The following is a 16,455-nucleotide window of genomic DNA, read 5'->3' as shown; positions in this document are numbered from 1 at the left end:
ACCGTTGGCGCCGAAGCGGACCGTCTTGGGTCCGTTGGTCACGACGCAGGTCTGGCGCTCGGCCGCGCAGGCGACAATGCTGTCCGCCGGACCCGGGACGGGCTGTACCGGCGGCACCGGGACGGGCGCCGTGGCGGTGCTCGCCACCTCACAGACCTTGGCCGTCCCGGGGGCGGGGTCCGCGCCGAAGGCACCGCTCGTGCAGAAGATGGAGTCCATCACCTGCTTCGAGACATACTGACCGTTGGCGCCGAAGCGGACCGTCTTGGGTCCGTTGGTCACGACGCAGGTCTGGCGCTCGGCCGCGCAGGCGACAACGTTGTCCGCCGGCCCCGGGACGGGCTGTACCGGCGGCACCGGGACGGGCGTTACCGGCGGCACCGGAACCGGCGGAACCGGGACGGGCGCGGTGGCGGCGGTGCTCGCGACCTCGCAGATCTTGATGTTTCCGGGGCTGGGATCGCGGCCGAAGGCCTCGTTCGAGCAGGGCGTGGAGCCCGTGACGGTCTTGGTGACGTACTGGCCGTTGGCGCCGAAACGGACGGTCCTGGGGCCGTTGGCCACCGTGCAGGTCTCGTACTCGGCGGAGCAGCGGGTCCAGGCCGTGTTGTCGACCGGTCCCGTTCCCGCGGCCGTGACCGACGGCACGGTGACGCCGCCGGCGGGCGCGGCGACGTTGGCGCCGAGCGCCACGATCACGCCGGGCGAGGGCACGCCCTTCCCGTCGATGGCGATGAGCTGGTAGTAGCCGGGGGGCGCGAGGTTGCCCGAGGCCGGCGTCTGCAGGGTGACGAGGGCGCCGGCCTGCGTGAAGCTCACCGGCACGCGCCGCTGCCCGCTGTTGAAGCTGTGGGTGACCTGGCTGAGGCCCACCAGCACCACCTGCGCGAGCCCGTTCTGGGAGGCGAGTTCGATCTGCATCGACTGGGCGTGGGCGAGCCTGGTGCTGCTCAGGCTGACGATCTGCGGACGGGGCGCGAGGGCCGCCTTCCCGTTCACCGTGACGAACAGGTAGGGCGGATAGTAGAACTCGGCGTTGAGGTTGGCGACCGGGCCGGGGGCGCCGCCGCCCGAGACCAGGACCGTGCCGTTCTGCATCAGGCCGGCCGAGGAATGGTAGCCCCGGTAGACCGCGTTCGACGCGCCCAGCGTCCAGGAATTGGTCTTGGGGTCCCAGAGCTCGGTGGCCAGGACGGTGTTGTCGCCGGCCTGGTCGTTGAACTTGCTGCCGCCGGTCACCGCCACCGTGCCGGTGGGCAGGACGGTGGCGTTGGCCCAGGCCCGGCCGAAGCGCATCGGCGGCGCCTCGGTCAGGACCGGATTGCCGCCGTTGAGGTCGACCAGCGTGGCCCGGCTGCTGGAAAGGAAGCCTTGGCCGTTGTCGTAGCTGTTGCCGCCGACCTGCAGGATCTTGCCGGTGTCGTACAGGGCCGCCGTCGAGACCGGGCCGACATTGGGCGCGTCGGTGGCGGAATTGGCGTTCCGCTGCGGCTCCCTGAACGGCATGGCGTTCACCGAACCGTTCCCGTTGGGGTCGAGGAACCACATCTTCTCGGCCGAGATGCCGAAGACCCGGCCGTTCGGGGCGACCCAGGCCCGGGGATACCACCAGCGGCTGTTGTCGGGGCCGAACGCATCGCGGCTGTTGGCACCGAACAGGCTGTTCCACTTCGCCCCGTCATAGACCTCCGGGGTCATGCCGGTCATCAGGCCCCGGTCGATGCTGCCCTGCGGGTCGGCGAAGCCGCCCTGGTAGGGGAAGGATCCGCCCATGATCAGCGGCCGGCCGTCGGCCAGGGTGATCATCGTCGAGTAGTAGCGGTCGTTGGCGAGCTTGGCGTCGATCAGGCCCACATTCGTCCCGGTGGGATTGAGAAGGGCGCTGCTCTTGTCGACCCCCCCGTCGAAGATGCCGCCGGCCACCAGCAGCGAGCCGTCGCCGAGGAAGGAGGTCGCGGCGCAGAAGCTGTTGACGAAGCCCGGCTCCTGGAAGTTCACGTGGGCGCCGTCGACCGGCCCCCGGCTCGGGTCCCAGATGTCGAAGGTGCGGCCGTTCTGCGCGCCCGGGTCGCCGATCGGGGTGCCGAAGGTCAGCAGCTTGCCGGTGGGCAGCAGGGTCATGTGGATGGCGTTGAGGGGCCAGGCCTTCACGCCCGACCACATGCCCTGGGTCGGCGCGGTGTCGGGGATCGTCAGGTTGGCGAGGATCGGGTCCGCCACGGGCGTGGCCACCACGGGAAGCTGCGCGGCGGCGGCCGGCAAGGCGGCACCGGTCCAGGCCGCCGGGGTCAGGAACGTGGCGGCCGCGAGGGCGCGCCAGCGGGCGGAGCCGGGACGGGAACCGGGCGGACGGGTCGAGGGGAGCATCGAAGGCCTTTCGGAAGAAACGTCAGGGGGCGGGCGCGGCGGTCGGGGGATGCCCGACGCCCTGCGCGAAGCGGTCGAGCGCGGCGAGGTCGCGGGCGAGGCGCGGCCGGTCGAGGGGGTTGGCGCCGTAGCTCATCGCGAGCTGACCGATGCGGTCGAAGACCAGCACGGTGTCGGGCGGCTCGCTCCGGTCGGCCGGGTAGCGCAGGGCCGCGCGCTGGCGCGCCGCCGTGTCGGGATCGCCGTCGACCAGGGCGAACCGCGCCGGATCGAGCCCGAGGCCGTCGGCGAAGGCCCGCAGGGCCGGCCCGTCGTCCCGCGCCGGGTCGAGGGTGACGCCGAGGACGGCCACCCGCACCCGCAGCGGAGCGGGCAGGCTCCGCTCCAGGGCGGCGATCTCGCGCAGGCGGATCACGCAGGCGATCCCGCAGCCCGTGGTCAGGAAACTCACCACCACCACCCGGTCCGCCAGCCGCGCGGCCGAGACCGCGTGGCCGGCCTGGTCGCGGCGCAACGCGTCGGGGGTCGGCCAAAGCAGGGATTCGAGATCGCTCCGCGGCGCATCCGGACCAGGTCCACCGGCCCGGACCGGCCCGGAGGCGAGGATCAGGGCCGCGCCGGCCAGGACGCGCAGGGTCCTAGAAAAGTCACCGAACCGGAACGACATCGCAGCTGATCCTGCTTCATCAGCGGAGGGCTGCGCCGCTCTGCTGGACAGAAGCAGGAATAGACCGCCGAACCTTTGCGATGCAGTTCACAAAACTACTTAATACGATTCACTATTAACAGCTTAGCGCCATGTCTTCATGTTCACGACTGAAAGAACAAATATAGTTTGCCCATCGGGCCCAGCCCGCGAACAGCAGACTTGGATCGAGGCCGGCGTGATCTGGTTCTCGTCGGGACAGTCCGTGCCCGGCAGGGCCGAAGCATTCGCACGCAACCCGGCGCACCGAATCGCTGCCGTCGGGCGTCGGACCCGCGCATGGTCGCCACGGAAACGATCCCGCGGCGAAGCTTTGCTGCGCTGCCGCCCGGGCCGGACGGGAGCAATCGGGCAGGACGGGCCGGCCGGAAGGCCTAGCGGGGCGCGCGGATGGGCACCATGAGCCCGTCCGGAATCCGGCGCAGGCGCACGGAGGAGAACGGCGCGCCGGGCCGGTTGGGCACCCATTCGATCGCCGGAACGGTGCGCGCCCGCCGCCGTGCCGCCATCCGCATCAGCGATTCCCGCAGGGCGAAGGCGCCCAGCGTCGCCAGGGCCACGCCGAGCCCCCAGAAGGACAGGAGCAGGCCGATCGAGACCTTGCCGTTGAATTCGCGCAGCAGCCCGAGGGCGAAGGCGAAGTACCAGGACACGCCGGAGACCGCGCCCGAGACCAGGAAGATCCCCGCCGCCAGGCGCGAGACGCCGTCGAGCATGGGGCGGCGCACGTCGCGCAGGACCCTCGGCAGCACCAGGGCGTGGATCAGCACGCCGTTGACCGTCAGCACGCCGACCACCGCCACCTTGGCCCAGATCTTCGGATTGGCGAGTTTCTCCGGCGCCTCGATGGCGTAGAGCCCGAGGAAGCCGAGCCCCGAGATCCAGAGCAGGGCGATGCCCATGCTCACGACCTTGCTGATGAAGTGGAAGCTGCGTTCCATCGCGGCCGGCATCGCGCCCTCGCGCATCCAGCGCAGGATCCAGAAATCCAGCATCGTCGCCCCGCCGAGGCCGAAGCACAGGCCGATCAGGTGGAGGCCGATCAGGGGCGTCAGCAGGCGCACCGGCGGAAGCGGCGCCGGCAGCGCCAGCATCAGCGGACGGCCGAGCCCCGGCCCCGCCGCCGCACAGACCCACAGCAGCGCGACGAGGCCGACGGCCAGGGCCACCAGCGCCGTGACGCAGGCCCGGATCACGGGACCGCCGGGTTCGGATCTCTGCATGGCGCTCCTCTCCGGGCGCGGGGAACCAAGATGAGAGGAATGCCTCGTATTTGATAAGAAATCCGAAATAACAATAAGCCTTCACGAGCAATCCGAGACAATCGTAAATCTCGGCACCCTGACCTGTATCGATACTGTTGAAATACCGATCCTTGAGGATGGCAGAAAACAAAATCCACGGCGCCGGAAGGTTCCGTGCGGGCCCGATCCGGTGCGGACCTGGCCTGCCGACCAAGATCGGAGATCAGGCCGCGCCCCACGGGCGGCCTCGACTGCAGAATCGGGGCGGATCGATCCCGGCAAGACGCGATGGAGTCTTGCGCGGCGGGACGCTGGTGGGACATCGGGAGAGGGCAGTCCCGATCACGAGAAACGATACGTCCCTCTCCGCAATCGATCTCGAAGGCCACATGGGCCTCGGGAGCGGAAGGGGTCCGCGTGGGAGCGGGGGGACCCCTTACGAGAACGTCTTCCTGGCGATCGACCGCGAAGTCACCCATGTCGGGGATGGATCGAGCGCCCTGAAGCCGCAGGCCTTCCTGTTCCTGATCGCGGATGGAATGGCGAATGGCCAGTCCTACGACAACGGCTTCGACGGCTCGAAGCCGCAGCGGCTCGACAGCACCTTGTGTAAACCCCTGAAGGATCGGGGATCACCATACCGGTGCTGCATATCCCCGCTGTTCCCCTCGCCAAGCCGCACGATACGAATGTCGGGGACGAGAACGAGCGGGTCGACAGCCTGATCCCCAGTGTTCCCCAGTCGCTGCAGACGTGCGTCTCGACCGGTTATTGCAGGACTGCGCGTTCGGCAACGAAGATTCGGGATGCCTCGAACTCGATGTTCGATCAGGCAACCCGTCAAGCGCGGCTCGTCAGCAGCTTCCGCATGTAAATGCAAGCTTTTTGCACAGATCCGAAACCCACATGTCGCGACACGAACAAGCGTTTCGTGCGTGCCACCAAACCGTGATGGAACGGAATCACCTGAGATGACGTCTGCAAGGACATTCTCCGATCGGAACGAACTGTCGTTGCTTTATGCTCGTCTACCTCGTCGATGTTCAGTGCCCGGCAGATGCTCACGGTGCCAAGAAATTCTTCCAGTTTGCCATCCTGAGCGAGAGTGAAATCCTGGCGACAGCGACGATCTGCACGACGTTGAGGCTCCACGCCGGCCTGGTCACCGGGTGCCGCCCGGCCCTCGACCAGAGGGAGCATCGCGCCTTGAAGCCTCACGCCCCGAAACTAGTCCGGCTCGTTTCGGAGGCCCCGGCCGGATCGCCGGACCGCGGGTGAATCCGCGTCGTCGCGCGAGCCGGAATCTGTCCGGCGCCCCCCGGTCGTGCGGGCGGATGCGGGCATGGATGGGGGTACCGTGGCGTCCCGCTCCCGCGGCGACCACGGACGCCAGGATGGCCGCCGGAAGACGATGGCCACCCGACGACCGGAAGCGCCGGCCCCGCGCTGCCGCCTTCGCCCGACTCCTAGCCGCGCCCCGACGAGCCCCGGACCACGAGCCGACCGCTCAGCGTGACCTTTCGGACCGCCTCCGCCGGTGCCTTCAGCCGGTCGAACAGCAGCGCCATCGCCTGGGCGCCGATCTGCGCCACCGGCTGCTCGATCACCGTCAGGCCGGGCTCGACGAGGTCGGTCCAGGGGTCGTTGTCGAAGCCGGCGAGGCCGAGCTGGTCCGGGACCGTCAGGCCGCGCGTGCGCGCGGCGCGGACCGCGCCCATCAGGGTCAGGCCGTTCGACAGGATCAGCGCGTCGGGCCGGTCGGGCTCGGCGAGCCATTGGGCGAGTGTCGCCTCGGCCGCCTCCGCCGTGGGCGGAGCGACGCGGACGAGGGGCTCGGCGCCGTGGCGCCGGATCGCCGCCTCGTAGCCGGCCCGCCGCTCCTGCGCGGTTGAACTCGTCGAGCCGAACAGGCCGCCGATGCGGCGGTAGCCCCGCGCCCGGAGATGATCGACCAGGGTCGCGGCCGCCGCCGCGTTGTCGAGCACCACGCTGTCGCAGAGGCCCGCGGGGCCGGTCCGGTCGATGAACACCACGGGCACGTCGAGGCTGTCGGCCGTGAGCGACTCGGCGGTGGTGCGGGTGGGCGCGAAGATCACGCCGGTGACCCGCTCCTCCTCCATGAGGCGCAGATAGAGGCGCTCGCGCTCCGGGTCCTCGTCGGTGTTGCACAGGATCACCCGCATGCCGGCGGCATAGGCGGCATCCTCCACCGCCCGGCTCACCGCCGTGAAGAACGGATTGCGGATATCGGCGACGATCAGCCCGATGGTCTGCGTCGATTGCGAGCGCAGGCGCCGGGCGGACAGGTTGGGCCGGTATCCGGTGGCCCGGACCGCCGCCTCGACCTGCTGGCGCAAGGTTTCGCTGACCGGCCCTCGGCCCAGGGCCCGGGAGACCGTGGCCGTCGAGACGCCGGCCGCCCGCGCCACGTCGCGAATACTGGCACTCATCGCGGAGAGAACGTTTTCAGCGTCATGCAGCGGTTCTGACGCTCGGGCCACGCTATGGCAAGCGGGGACTTGGCATTATTGCGCCGATTTGCGTTGACAGGGATTGTGAAAACGTTTTCATAGCGACAACGAACAACGCGGCCACACACGATCACCGGAGGAGCACGCCATGCTCGCACCGACGCCGACCCTGCCTCCGCGCCTGCTGATCCAGCTCGCCGCCGCCCCGGCCAGCAAGGAGGCGGCGATCCGCGAGGCGGCGCAGCTCCTCGTGGCGGCCGGCTGCATCGAGCCCCCCTACGCGGCGAGCATGCTGCGGCGCGAGGGCGTGGCGAACACCTATCTGGGCCACGGCGTGGTGATCCCGCACGGCATGGTCGACGACCGCCACCACGTCCGCGCCAGCGGGCTCGCGGTGCTGCAGGTGCCGGGCGGGATCGAGTGGCACGACGGACAGGTCGCGCATCTGGTGGTCGCCATCGCGGCGCAATCGGACACCCACATCACCCTCCTGCGCCGGCTGACCCGCCTGATCCAGGACGAGGCGCGCCTCGCCGCCCTGCGCACCACCACCCGCAAGGAGGAGATCGCCGCGGCCCTCACGGAGGACGCGCCCGCCCCCGGCGCCGCCGGCCCGGCCGTCGACCTCCGGCAGCGCTTCGACTGGACGGTCGACTACCCCACCGGCCTCCATGCGCGCCCGGCCGCGCACTGGGTCGAGACCGCCCGCGCCTCCCCCGCCCGGATCCAGGTCCGCCACGGCGCCGAGGTGGCCGATGCCAAGAACCTGATCGCCCTGCTGCAGCTGGGCCTGCGCTGCGGCGACGCGGTGACGATCTCGGCGGAGGGCGACGACGAGGCCGGCGCCCTCGCGCGGATCTGCGCGGCGGTGACGGGCCTGAGCGCCGGCGAGAAGGCCGCCGCCAAGGCCGCGGCGGACGCCGCCGCCCGGGCCGCCGGTCCGGTGGCCGGCTGGAACCCCGCCGACGCGCCGCGGGTGCTGGCCGGCATCGGCGCGAGCCCCGGCCTGACCATCGGGCCGATCCACGTGCTGAGCCAGGCCGAACTCGTGGTCCCGGACGCGCCCGAGCCCCTGACCTCCGGCGGCGACCGCCTGCATGCGGCGCTGGCCGCCACCGAGGGCCAGCTCCGGGCGCTGGCCGACGACACCGAGCGCCGCCTCGGCAAGGCCGATGCCGGCATCTTCCGGGCGCAGGGCGAACTCATCGCCGATACCGACCTGATCACCCTGGCCTGCCAGCTCATGGTGGAGGGCCACGGGGTCGCCTTCGCCTGGAACCAGGCGGTGGAGCGGATGGCCGGCCGGCTCTCGGCCCTGGGCAATCCCGTGCTGGCCGCCCGCGCGGCGGACCTGCGCGACGTCGGCCGCCGGGTGCTGGCGCAGATCGACCCGTCGCTCAAGGGCGGCCACGACCTGCCGGACGCGCCCTGCATCCTCGTCGCCCCCGACCTCGCCCCGTCCGACACCGCCGGGCTCGACCCCGCCCGGGTCATCGGCCTCGCCACCGCCCAGGGCGGCCCGACCTCGCACACCGCGATCCTGGCGCGCACCCTCGGCATCCCCGCCCTGGTGGCGGGCGGCCCCGGCCTGCTCGCCCTGCGGAACCACACCCCCGCGATCCTCGACGGCGGCACCGGCCGGCTCTACCTCGACCCGAGCGCGGCCGACCTCGCCTCGGCCCGGGCCTGGCGCGCGCGCCGGCAGGCCGAGGCCGACGAGGAGGCCCGGGCGCGCGCCCTGCCGGCCCGCACCCGCGACGGGCACGCGGTCGCCATCGGGGCCAACGTCAACAACCCCGAGCAGGTCCCCTTCGCCCTGGACCAGGGCGCGGAGGGCGTGGGCCTGATGCGCACCGAGTTCCTGTTCCTCGAGCGCGGCGACACGCCGAGCGAGGACGACCAGTACGCCACCTACCGGGCGATGCTGGACGCGCTGGCCGGCCGCCCCCTCATCGTGCGCACCCTCGACATCGGCGGCGACAAGCAGGTGGCCCACCTGCACCTGCCGCGGGAGGAGAACCCCTTCCTGGGCGTGCGCGGCGCCCGGCTGCTCCTGCGCCGGCCCGACCTGATGGAGCCGCAGCTGCGGGCCCTCTACCGGGCGGCCCGGGACGGCCTCGCCCCCGGCGCGGCCACCGGCAAGGACGCCCCGCTCTCGATCATGTTCCCGATGATCACCTCGGTGCCGGAGGTGCTGGCGCTGCGCGCCCATTGCGCGCGCATCCGGGCCGAACTCGACGCGCCGGAGCTGCCGCTCGGCATCATGATCGAGGTGCCGGCCGCCGCGATCCAGGCCGATGCCCTCGCCCGGCACTGCGACTTCTTCTCCATCGGCACCAACGACCTGACGCAATACGCCCTGGCCATCGACCGCCAGAACACCGAGCTCGCGCCCGAGGCCGATTCCCTGCATCCGGCGGTGCTGCGCCTGATCCACATGACCTGCGAGGGAGCGGCCAGGCACAAGCGCTGGGTGGGCGTCTGCGGCGGCATCGCCGGCGATCCGTTCGGCGCCTGCCTCCTCGCCGGGCTCGGCGTCCACGAGCTGTCGATGACCCCGCGCGACGTGGCCTCGGTGAAGGCGCGGCTGCGGGCGAGCGAGATGGGCGCCCTGCGGGCCCTGGCCGCCCGGGCCTGCGCCCAGGAGGACGCGGCGGCGGTCCGGGCGCTGGCCGCCCTCGGCGACGGAGAGCCGGCATGACCCGCGTCGTCACGCTCACCCTCAACCCGGCCCTCGACAGGACCGTGATCCTCGACGACCTGCGGCCCGGCCACGTCCACCGGGCCCGCGGGACCCGCTCGGATGCCGGGGGCAAGGGCGTCAATGTCGCCGCCTGCCTCGCCGACTGGGGCGTGCCGGTGGCGGCCACCGGCCTCCTCGGCGACGGCAATGCCGCGCCGTTCCAGGCCCTGCTGGCGGCCAAGGGCATCGCCGATCGCTTCGTGCGGATTCCCGGGGAGACGCGGACGAACCTGAAGCTGTTCGACGCCGGCACCGGCGACACCACCGACGTCAACCTGCCGGGTCTCACGGTCGGTCCCGACGCCCTCGCGGCCGTCCGGGACGTGCTGCGCCGGGCCGTGGGGCCGGGCACGCTCGTGGTGCTGGCCGGCAGCCTGCCGGGGGGCGTCGCGCCGGAGATCTACGCGGAGATCGCCGCCGAGCTGCGGCCGGCCGGCGCCCGCCTCGTCCTCGACGCCTCCGGCCCCGCCCTGGCGGCGGCCCTGGCCGCCCCGGCCGGGGCGCTCCCCTTCGCGGTCAAGCCCAACCGGCACGAGCTCGAGGACTGGGCCGGGCGCTCGCTGCCGGCCCTGGCCGACGTGGTCGAGGCGGCCCACGGCCTCGTGGCACGCGGCATCCCGCTGGTGGTGGTCTCGCTCGGCCCCGAGGGCGCGCTGTTCGCCACGGCCGAGGGCACGCTCCACGCCCATCCGCCGCCGACCCGGGTGACCAGCACGGTCGGAGCCGGGGACGCCCTCGTGGCCGGCCTCGTCGCCGGCCTGCATGCGGGCCTCGACCCGGCCGCGATCGCGCGCCTCGCCCTGGCCTTCGCCGCCGGCAAGCTCGGCCTGGCCGGCGCCAACCTGCCGGCGCGCGCCACCGTCCTGGCCATCGCCGCGACGGTGCGGATCACGCCGGTCGCCGTCCGCGCCTGAGGCGCCGGACGTCGGATCATCACCCGGACGCACCGGCGAACCGGGACAGGACCAGACGGGAGGAAGCCATGACGCAGGTGCTCGCAGTGGTGGGCGGTGGGGATCTCGGCCTGCACGCGGTGCTGGCCGGCGAGGCCCTGCGCAGGGCGGCGGGCCGGCGCGACCAGCCCCTCGACCTCGAATTGCGCGGCAAGGGCGTGACCGGCAACGCCCTGAGCGCGGGCGCCATCGCGGCCGCCGATGCGGTCCTGCTGGTGGGCGACGGCGATCTCGACGAGGGCCGCTTCGGCGCCATGCGCCGCGCCCGCATCCGCATCGAGGACGTGCTCACCGACGCCCACGCGGTGCTCGACCGGTTCCTCGCCGGCTCGGAGGAGGCGGGGACGGACACGGCGCCGAGCGGGCGCCGGCGGATTGTCGCCGTCACCTCCTGTCCCACGGGCATCGCCCATACCTTCATGGCCGCCGAGGGCATCCGGGCGGCGGCCGAGGCCCTCGGCCACGAGGTCCGGGTGGAGACGCAAGGGTCGGTCGGTGCCCGCGACGCCCTCACGGCCGCCGAGATCGCGGCCGCCGACATCGTGCTGATCGCCGCCGATACCGGGGTCGACCGCACGCGTTTTTCCGGAAAGCGGCTCTACGCCACCACCACCAAGGCGGCGATCCGCGACGGCAAGGGGCTGCTCGCCACGGCGCTGGCCGAGGCGCAGCACCAGCCCGCCGCCGGACCCGCGCCCGCCGAAGCGGACGGCCCGGCCCGGCCCGCGGCGGCGGAGACGAAGGCGGGCGCCTACAAGCACCTGATGACCGGCGTCTCGTTCATGCTGCCCTTCGTGGTGGCGGGCGGCCTGCTCATCGCCCTAGCCTTCGCCATCGGGGGCATCGACGCGATGAAGTCCGATCAGGCCGGCACCCTGGGCTTCGCCCTGGGCGAGATCGGCGCCAAGGCGGCCTTCGCCCTGATCGTGCCGGTGCTGGCCGGCTACATCGCCTTCTCCATCGCCGACCGGCCCGGCATCGCGCCGGGCATGATCGGCGGCATGCTCGCCGCCAACCTGCAAGCCGGCTTCCTCGGGGGCATCGCGGCGGGCTTCATCGCCGGCACGACCACGGCCTTCCTCAACCGGCACATCCGCCTGCACCGGAATCTGGAGGGCCTGAAGCCCGTCCTGATCCTGCCCCTGCTGGCCACCGCGATCACCGGCCTGCTCATGGTCTACGTGGTCGGCGTGCCGGTGGCGGCGATCCTGGCGGCGCTCACCGATTGGCTGCGCAGCATGCAGGGGACGAGCGCCGTGGTGCTCGGCCTGGTGCTCGGCGGCATGATGGCGGTGGACATGGGCGGCCCGGTCAACAAGGCCGCCTACGCCTCCGCCGCCGCGCTGATCGCGTCGGGCATCACCGCGCCCATGGCGGCGGTGATGATCGGCGGCATGACGCCCCCGCTCGGGATCGCGCTCGCCACCCGCCTGTTCCCGGGGCGCTTCTCGAAGCCCGAGCGCGAGGCCGGCGGCGCGGCCGCCGTGCTCGGCGCGGCCTTCATCACCGAGGGGGCGATCCCGTTCGCGGCGGCCGATCCCCTGCGGGTCATCCCCTCCATGGTGGCGGGGTCGGCGCTGGCCGGGGCCGTGGCCCTGAGCCTCGGCGTCGAACTGAAGGTGCCCCATGGCGGCCTGTTCGTCCTGCCCATCCCCAACGCGGTCACCAACGTCCCGGGCGCCCTGATCGCCCTGGCGACCGGCACCCTCGTCACCGGGCTGCTCGTCGGCCTGCTCAAGAGGCGCGCCGCCTGAGGCCGCTCCCCCGCGCGGGGGACCGATCCGGCCGCGGAGCGGCCGGCCACGATCACCCGGCGCCAAGACCAGGAACGCGAAGACGACCACCGACGGGGGATGACGGATGAGCAAGGGATGGAGGGCGGCCGCATTCGGCCTCGGCCTGGCGACGCTGACGCCGGCCCCGGATGCGCGGGCGCAAGTGACGCGCGGGCAGGAGACACAAGGTCAGGAGACGCGAAGTCAGGAGGTTCCTGCGGTGCAGGCCGACGGCATCGGCGTTCCCGGCCCGCTCCGGGGCCCGGCCCTGCGACGCCCGCCGGCCCGGCCGGACGGCCAGGACATCACCGGCGCCGAGAGCGCGGCCGGCGCCGCCGACACCCTCGGCCAGAGCGCGACCCCCGCGACCCTGCCCGCCGGGGTGTTCGACCTCGGCAACGGCCTCGCGCTCAGCGCCAACTATACCGGCCAGGCCGCCGCCAACCCGGTCGGCGGCATCCGCCAGGGGGCGGCCTATGCCGGCCAGCTCTTCTTCGGCATCGATGCCGACCTGAACCGCCTCGCCGGCATCGCGGGGGGCGCCCTCCACATCGCCGTCACCAACCGCCACGGCGACAACCTCGCGGGCGACGACATCGGCAACAACACCTCGGTGCAGGAGATCTTTGGCGGCGGCCAGACCACGCGGCTGACGCTGCTGAGCTACGAGCAGAAGCTGTTCGACGACCGGCTCGTGGTCGAGTTCGGCCGGCTGGTGGCGAACATCGCCTTCCTGAACTCGCCGATCTACTGCAATTTTCAGTCGAATTCCGCCTGCGGCAACCCGACCTTCGTGTTCAAGACCTCGAACTTCACCTTCTGGCCGGTCTCGAGCTGGGGCGCCCATGCCAAGGCCTGGCTCACCGACCGGGTGTTCGTCCATGCGGGCGTCTACGAGGTCAATCCGCGCCACCAGCAGCCCGGCGACAACGGGCTCGACTTCTCCACCCGCGGCGCCACCGGGGCGATCCTGCCGTTCGAGCTCGGCTATTCCACCACCTTCGCCAACGACCCCCTGCCGCGCAACTACGGCATCGGCGGCTGGTTCGACGCCTCGGACTACGCCGACCCGGTGCGCGACGTCACCGGCCAGCGGGCGGTGCTCACCGGTCTCGCGCCGGCGACCCGGTTCGGACGCTCGGGCGTCTATGCCCGCTTCGACCAGATGGTCTGGCGGCCCGATCCCGCCGGCATCCAGGGGCTGACCCTGTTCGGCGTCGCCATGGCGGGCACGTCCGGCCGCCTCGTGGAGGATTACTTCCTGGAGATCGGCGCCCTCCAGACCGGCACCTTCGCGGGCCGGCCGTTCGACACCCTCGGCTTCGTGATCAACACCCAGCGCTTCAGCCCGCTGGCCCTGTCGAACATCACGCTCGCGCAGACCGCGCTCGGCCTCGACCGGACGATCCCCCGCCAGCAGATCATGATGGAGCTGAACTACGGCATCCAGGTCACGCCCGCGATCCGGCTGACGCCGAACCTGCAATACATCCTCAACCCGGACCAGACCCGGTTCCCCTTCTACAGGAAGAACATTCCCGATGCCCTGGTCGTCGGCGCCAAGCTGTCGGTGGACCTCTTCACCCTGGCCGGGCTGGCACGGGGCCCCGGGCAGAACTGAGGAGGCCGGGCGGATGGCCCGCCCCCGCCGACCGCGGCGCTTGCATCCGCGCCGCCTCAGCCGACGCCCGTGGGACCGTCGATCACGCGCCGTACGCGCCGGGCCAGCTCCAGGCGCTTGTAGGGCTTGTTGATGATCTCGAATTCCGTGCCGCCGGCATCGGTGCGCTCCAGGGACGCCTCCGCGTAGCCGGTGGTCAGCAGCACCTTGATCCGGGGCTGGCGCTCGCGCGCGGCGCGGGCCAGCATCACGCCGTTCATCCCGCCCGGCATGATCAGGTCGGTGAACAGGAGGTCGATGCGCCGCTCGCCGTCGAGGATCTCGAGGGCGGCTCTCGGGCCGTCGGCCACGAGGACCTTGTAGCCGAAATCCTCCAGGATGATGCCCGCGGTCTCGGCCACGTCCGGCCGGTCGTCGACCACCAGGACCGTCTCGGTCCCGTGCCGGTCCGCGGCCCGCTGCGAGGCCTTGCGCTCCTCCTCGATCTTCTGGTCGCTCGCCGGGAACAGCAGGCGCACGGTCGTGCCGTGCCCGACCTCGGAGTAGATCTTCACCGAGCCGCCGGACTGCTTGGCGAAGCCGTAGACCATCGCCAGGCCGAGTCCGGTGCCCTTGCCCTCGCCCTTGGTGGTGAAGAACGGCTCCATCACGCGGTGCAGGATCTCGGGCGGCATGCCGCTCCCGGTATCGGTGACGGAGACCACGACGTAGGCGCCCGGCCCGACGGTCTTGAACAGGGCGGCATCCTCGTCCTCGACGAGGAGGTTCTCGGTCTTCACCGTGACGGTGCCGCCGTCCGGCATCGCGTCGCGCGCGTTCAGCATCACGTTGAGCAGCGCCACCTCGGCCTGGGTCGGGTCGATGCGGGTGTTCCAGAGGTCGGGCAGGAGGTCCTGGCGCAGGGTGATGTGGTCCCCCAGCGTGCGCTCGGCCATCTCGCTCATGCTGTGCACGAGGCCGTTGAGGTTGAGGAGCCGGCCCTCCAGGCGCTGCTTGCGCGAGAAGGCGAGGAGCTGGTGGGTCAGCTTGGCGGCGCGCTCGGAGGCGTCGCGGACCGCTTCTCCGGCCCGGCGCAGGCGCCCGACGTCGATGTCGGGATGGTCGACCAGGGCGAGCATGACCTCGTTGTGCCCGGAGATCACCTGCAGCAGGTTGTTGAAGTCGTGGGCGATGCCGCCGGTGAGCTGGCCCAGGCTCTCCATCTTCTGGGCCTGATGCAGGGATTCCTCGGCGTCGCGCCGGCGCGAGACGTCGAGCTGCGAGCCGAAGAAGTAGACGAGGTCGCCAGACCGGTTGAACACCGGGGAGACGAAGAGCGCGTTCCAGAACGAGGAGCCGTCCTTGCGGTAGTTGATGATCTCGGTCGAGAACTCGCGCTGTTCCGCGATGGCGAGGCGCAGTTCGGCGACCACCTCGCGGTCCGTCTCCGCACCCTGGAGAAAGCGGCAGTTCGTGCCGATCAGCTCGTCGCGGGTGTAGCCGGTCATGCGCTCGAAGGCGCGGTTGACGAAGATGATCGGGTTGTCCGTCTGATGCGGATCCGTGACGATCATCGGCATCCGCGTGGTCTCGACGGCCGCGAAGAAGATGTCGTGATGTTGATCGATGACACCCGAAGGACCGCTGCCGGTGACGGGCGTCTTCGGGCCGTATGTCTTCGGCTTCTCGGGGGAAGTCGGCAAATCAAAGCTCCGGTATTCGAGACACCGAGGCGTCTTGAACCATTCCAGATGGTCAGATGCCATACGGTGCAAGACCGGTGAATGGCGATTGAACAAAAGTTGAACCCATGGTCGCGGCGTTGTCGTCGCAGGCTGACTTTACCAGCCGCGTGTCGGGACTCGGCCTCACGCCGCCGATGCGGACGGTGCAGGCCTTCCCATCCGGCCTGATCGCCGGCGCAGGCCGGCTGGTGCATCCATACCAGGCATCCTGCCGAGAAATCGCGGCCGCGACCGGAACAGGATTGCGCACAACCCGTTCGTGGACGGTGACCGACGCGCCCCGGCAGCTGTCCGGCCCGGCGACCGTCCTGCGCACAACGATTGGAGAACATCATGGTCGATACCAACCGCGTGACGGGCACCGCCCGGGACCTCGCCGGCAAGGCTCAGGGCGCCCTCGGCGACCTGGTCGGATCGCGCGAGGACTCGGTGAAGGGACGCCTGCGCGAAGCCCAGGGTTCGGCGGAAAACCTCTACGGCCAGGCCAAGGACGCCGTCCGGACCGTGGCCGACGAGGTCTCGGACTATGCCGAGGACGCCTACGACCAGGGCAAGCGCCAGTTGCACGAGGTTCACGAGCGGTCCGTCGAGTGGCCGCACGCCTCGCTGCTCGTCGCCGGCCTCGTCGGCTTCGGCCTCGGCCTCCTCGTCAGCAAGATCTGACGCCTCCGCACGCTTCGCGCCACCGATCCCTCCGGGGAGTCCTTCCCGGCCGCCCCTGCCCCTGACGTTCCGGCCGATCGAGATCGGGACTCCTCGCCTCTCGCGGCCCGAGCGTCGGCGACGCGGCAAGGGGAGGGCGCCTTCGGATCGGAGAAGGGCTGCGATCCCCGCACAGGATCTTGTGCCTT

11 protein-coding genes are annotated in these 16,455 nt (G+C 71.5%); 6 read left to right on the top strand and 5 right to left on the bottom strand.

Annotated features, from left to right (window positions below):
* From AC3WLN_RS04760 to AC3WLN_RS04750, 3 genes are all read right to left on the bottom strand, one after another.
* Positions 1-2,367: galactose oxidase-like domain-containing protein (locus AC3WLN_RS04760; protein ID WP_492479940.1), on the bottom strand; the 2,367-nt coding region annotated here is incomplete at its 3' end.
* Between the two features lie 22 nt (positions 2,368-2,389).
* Positions 2,390-3,034 (bottom strand): SCO family protein, encoded by a 645-nt coding sequence (locus AC3WLN_RS04755; RefSeq protein ID WP_492479939.1) that lies wholly within the window; start codon positions 3,032-3,034, stop codon positions 2,390-2,392.
* A gap of 413 nt (positions 3,035-3,447) precedes the next feature.
* On the bottom strand, positions 3,448-4,296 hold the full coding sequence (locus AC3WLN_RS04750; RefSeq protein ID WP_492479938.1) for a hypothetical protein: 849 nt from the start codon (positions 4,294-4,296) through the stop codon (positions 3,448-3,450).
* Between the two features lie 664 nt (positions 4,297-4,960).
* Here AC3WLN_RS04750 and AC3WLN_RS04745 point away from each other — a divergent pair.
* Positions 4,961-5,191: a hypothetical protein gene (locus AC3WLN_RS04745; protein WP_492479937.1), complete on the top strand. Its 231-nt coding sequence runs from the start codon at positions 4,961-4,963 to the stop codon at positions 5,189-5,191.
* Between the two features lie 592 nt (positions 5,192-5,783).
* Here the strand turns inward: AC3WLN_RS04745 and AC3WLN_RS04740 are convergent.
* The gene (locus AC3WLN_RS04740; RefSeq protein ID WP_492479936.1) at positions 5,784-6,767 is read right to left on the bottom strand and encodes a LacI family DNA-binding transcriptional regulator; all 984 of its coding nucleotides are present in this window, start codon (positions 6,765-6,767) and stop codon (positions 5,784-5,786) included.
* 169 nt (positions 6,768-6,936) lie between these two features.
* On the opposite strand from AC3WLN_RS04740, the gene ptsP reads away from it, so the two are divergent.
* From ptsP to AC3WLN_RS04720, 4 genes are all read left to right on the top strand, one after another.
* Positions 6,937-9,489, top strand: coding sequence for a phosphoenolpyruvate--protein phosphotransferase (gene ptsP, locus AC3WLN_RS04735; RefSeq protein ID WP_492479935.1), 2,553 nt, complete (start codon positions 6,937-6,939; stop codon positions 9,487-9,489).
* On the top strand, positions 9,486-10,445 hold the full coding sequence (gene pfkB, locus AC3WLN_RS04730) for a 1-phosphofructokinase (RefSeq protein WP_492479934.1): 960 nt from the start codon (positions 9,486-9,488) through the stop codon (positions 10,443-10,445). The genes ptsP and pfkB overlap by 4 nt, the downstream gene beginning before the upstream one ends.
* A gap of 68 nt (positions 10,446-10,513) precedes the next feature.
* Entirely contained in the window at positions 10,514-12,238 is a 1,725-nt protein-coding gene (locus tag AC3WLN_RS04725; RefSeq protein ID WP_492479933.1) for a fructose-specific PTS transporter subunit EIIC, read from the top strand.
* A 106-nt stretch (positions 12,239-12,344) separates the two neighbouring features.
* Positions 12,345-13,880: a carbohydrate porin gene (locus tag AC3WLN_RS04720; protein ID WP_492479932.1), complete on the top strand. Its 1,536-nt coding sequence runs from the start codon at positions 12,345-12,347 to the stop codon at positions 13,878-13,880.
* A gap of 56 nt (positions 13,881-13,936) precedes the next feature.
* Here AC3WLN_RS04720 and AC3WLN_RS04715 read toward each other — a convergent pair whose 3' ends face one another.
* Positions 13,937-15,562 (bottom strand): hybrid sensor histidine kinase/response regulator, encoded by a 1,626-nt coding sequence (locus AC3WLN_RS04715; RefSeq protein ID WP_492479931.1) that lies wholly within the window; start codon positions 15,560-15,562, stop codon positions 13,937-13,939.
* A 375-nt stretch (positions 15,563-15,937) separates the two neighbouring features.
* On the opposite strand from AC3WLN_RS04715, the gene AC3WLN_RS04710 reads away from it, so the two are divergent.
* Positions 15,938-16,267, top strand: a complete 330-nt coding sequence (locus AC3WLN_RS04710) for a CsbD family protein (RefSeq protein ID WP_492479930.1) — start codon at positions 15,938-15,940, stop codon at positions 16,265-16,267.
* Positions 16,268-16,455 lie beyond the last annotated feature (188 nt).

The organism is Methylobacterium sp. FW306-05-D (genome assembly GCF_058782155.1).
Note: the sequence above shows the minus strand (reverse complement) of the source record. Positions and strands in the feature narration are given on the sequence as shown.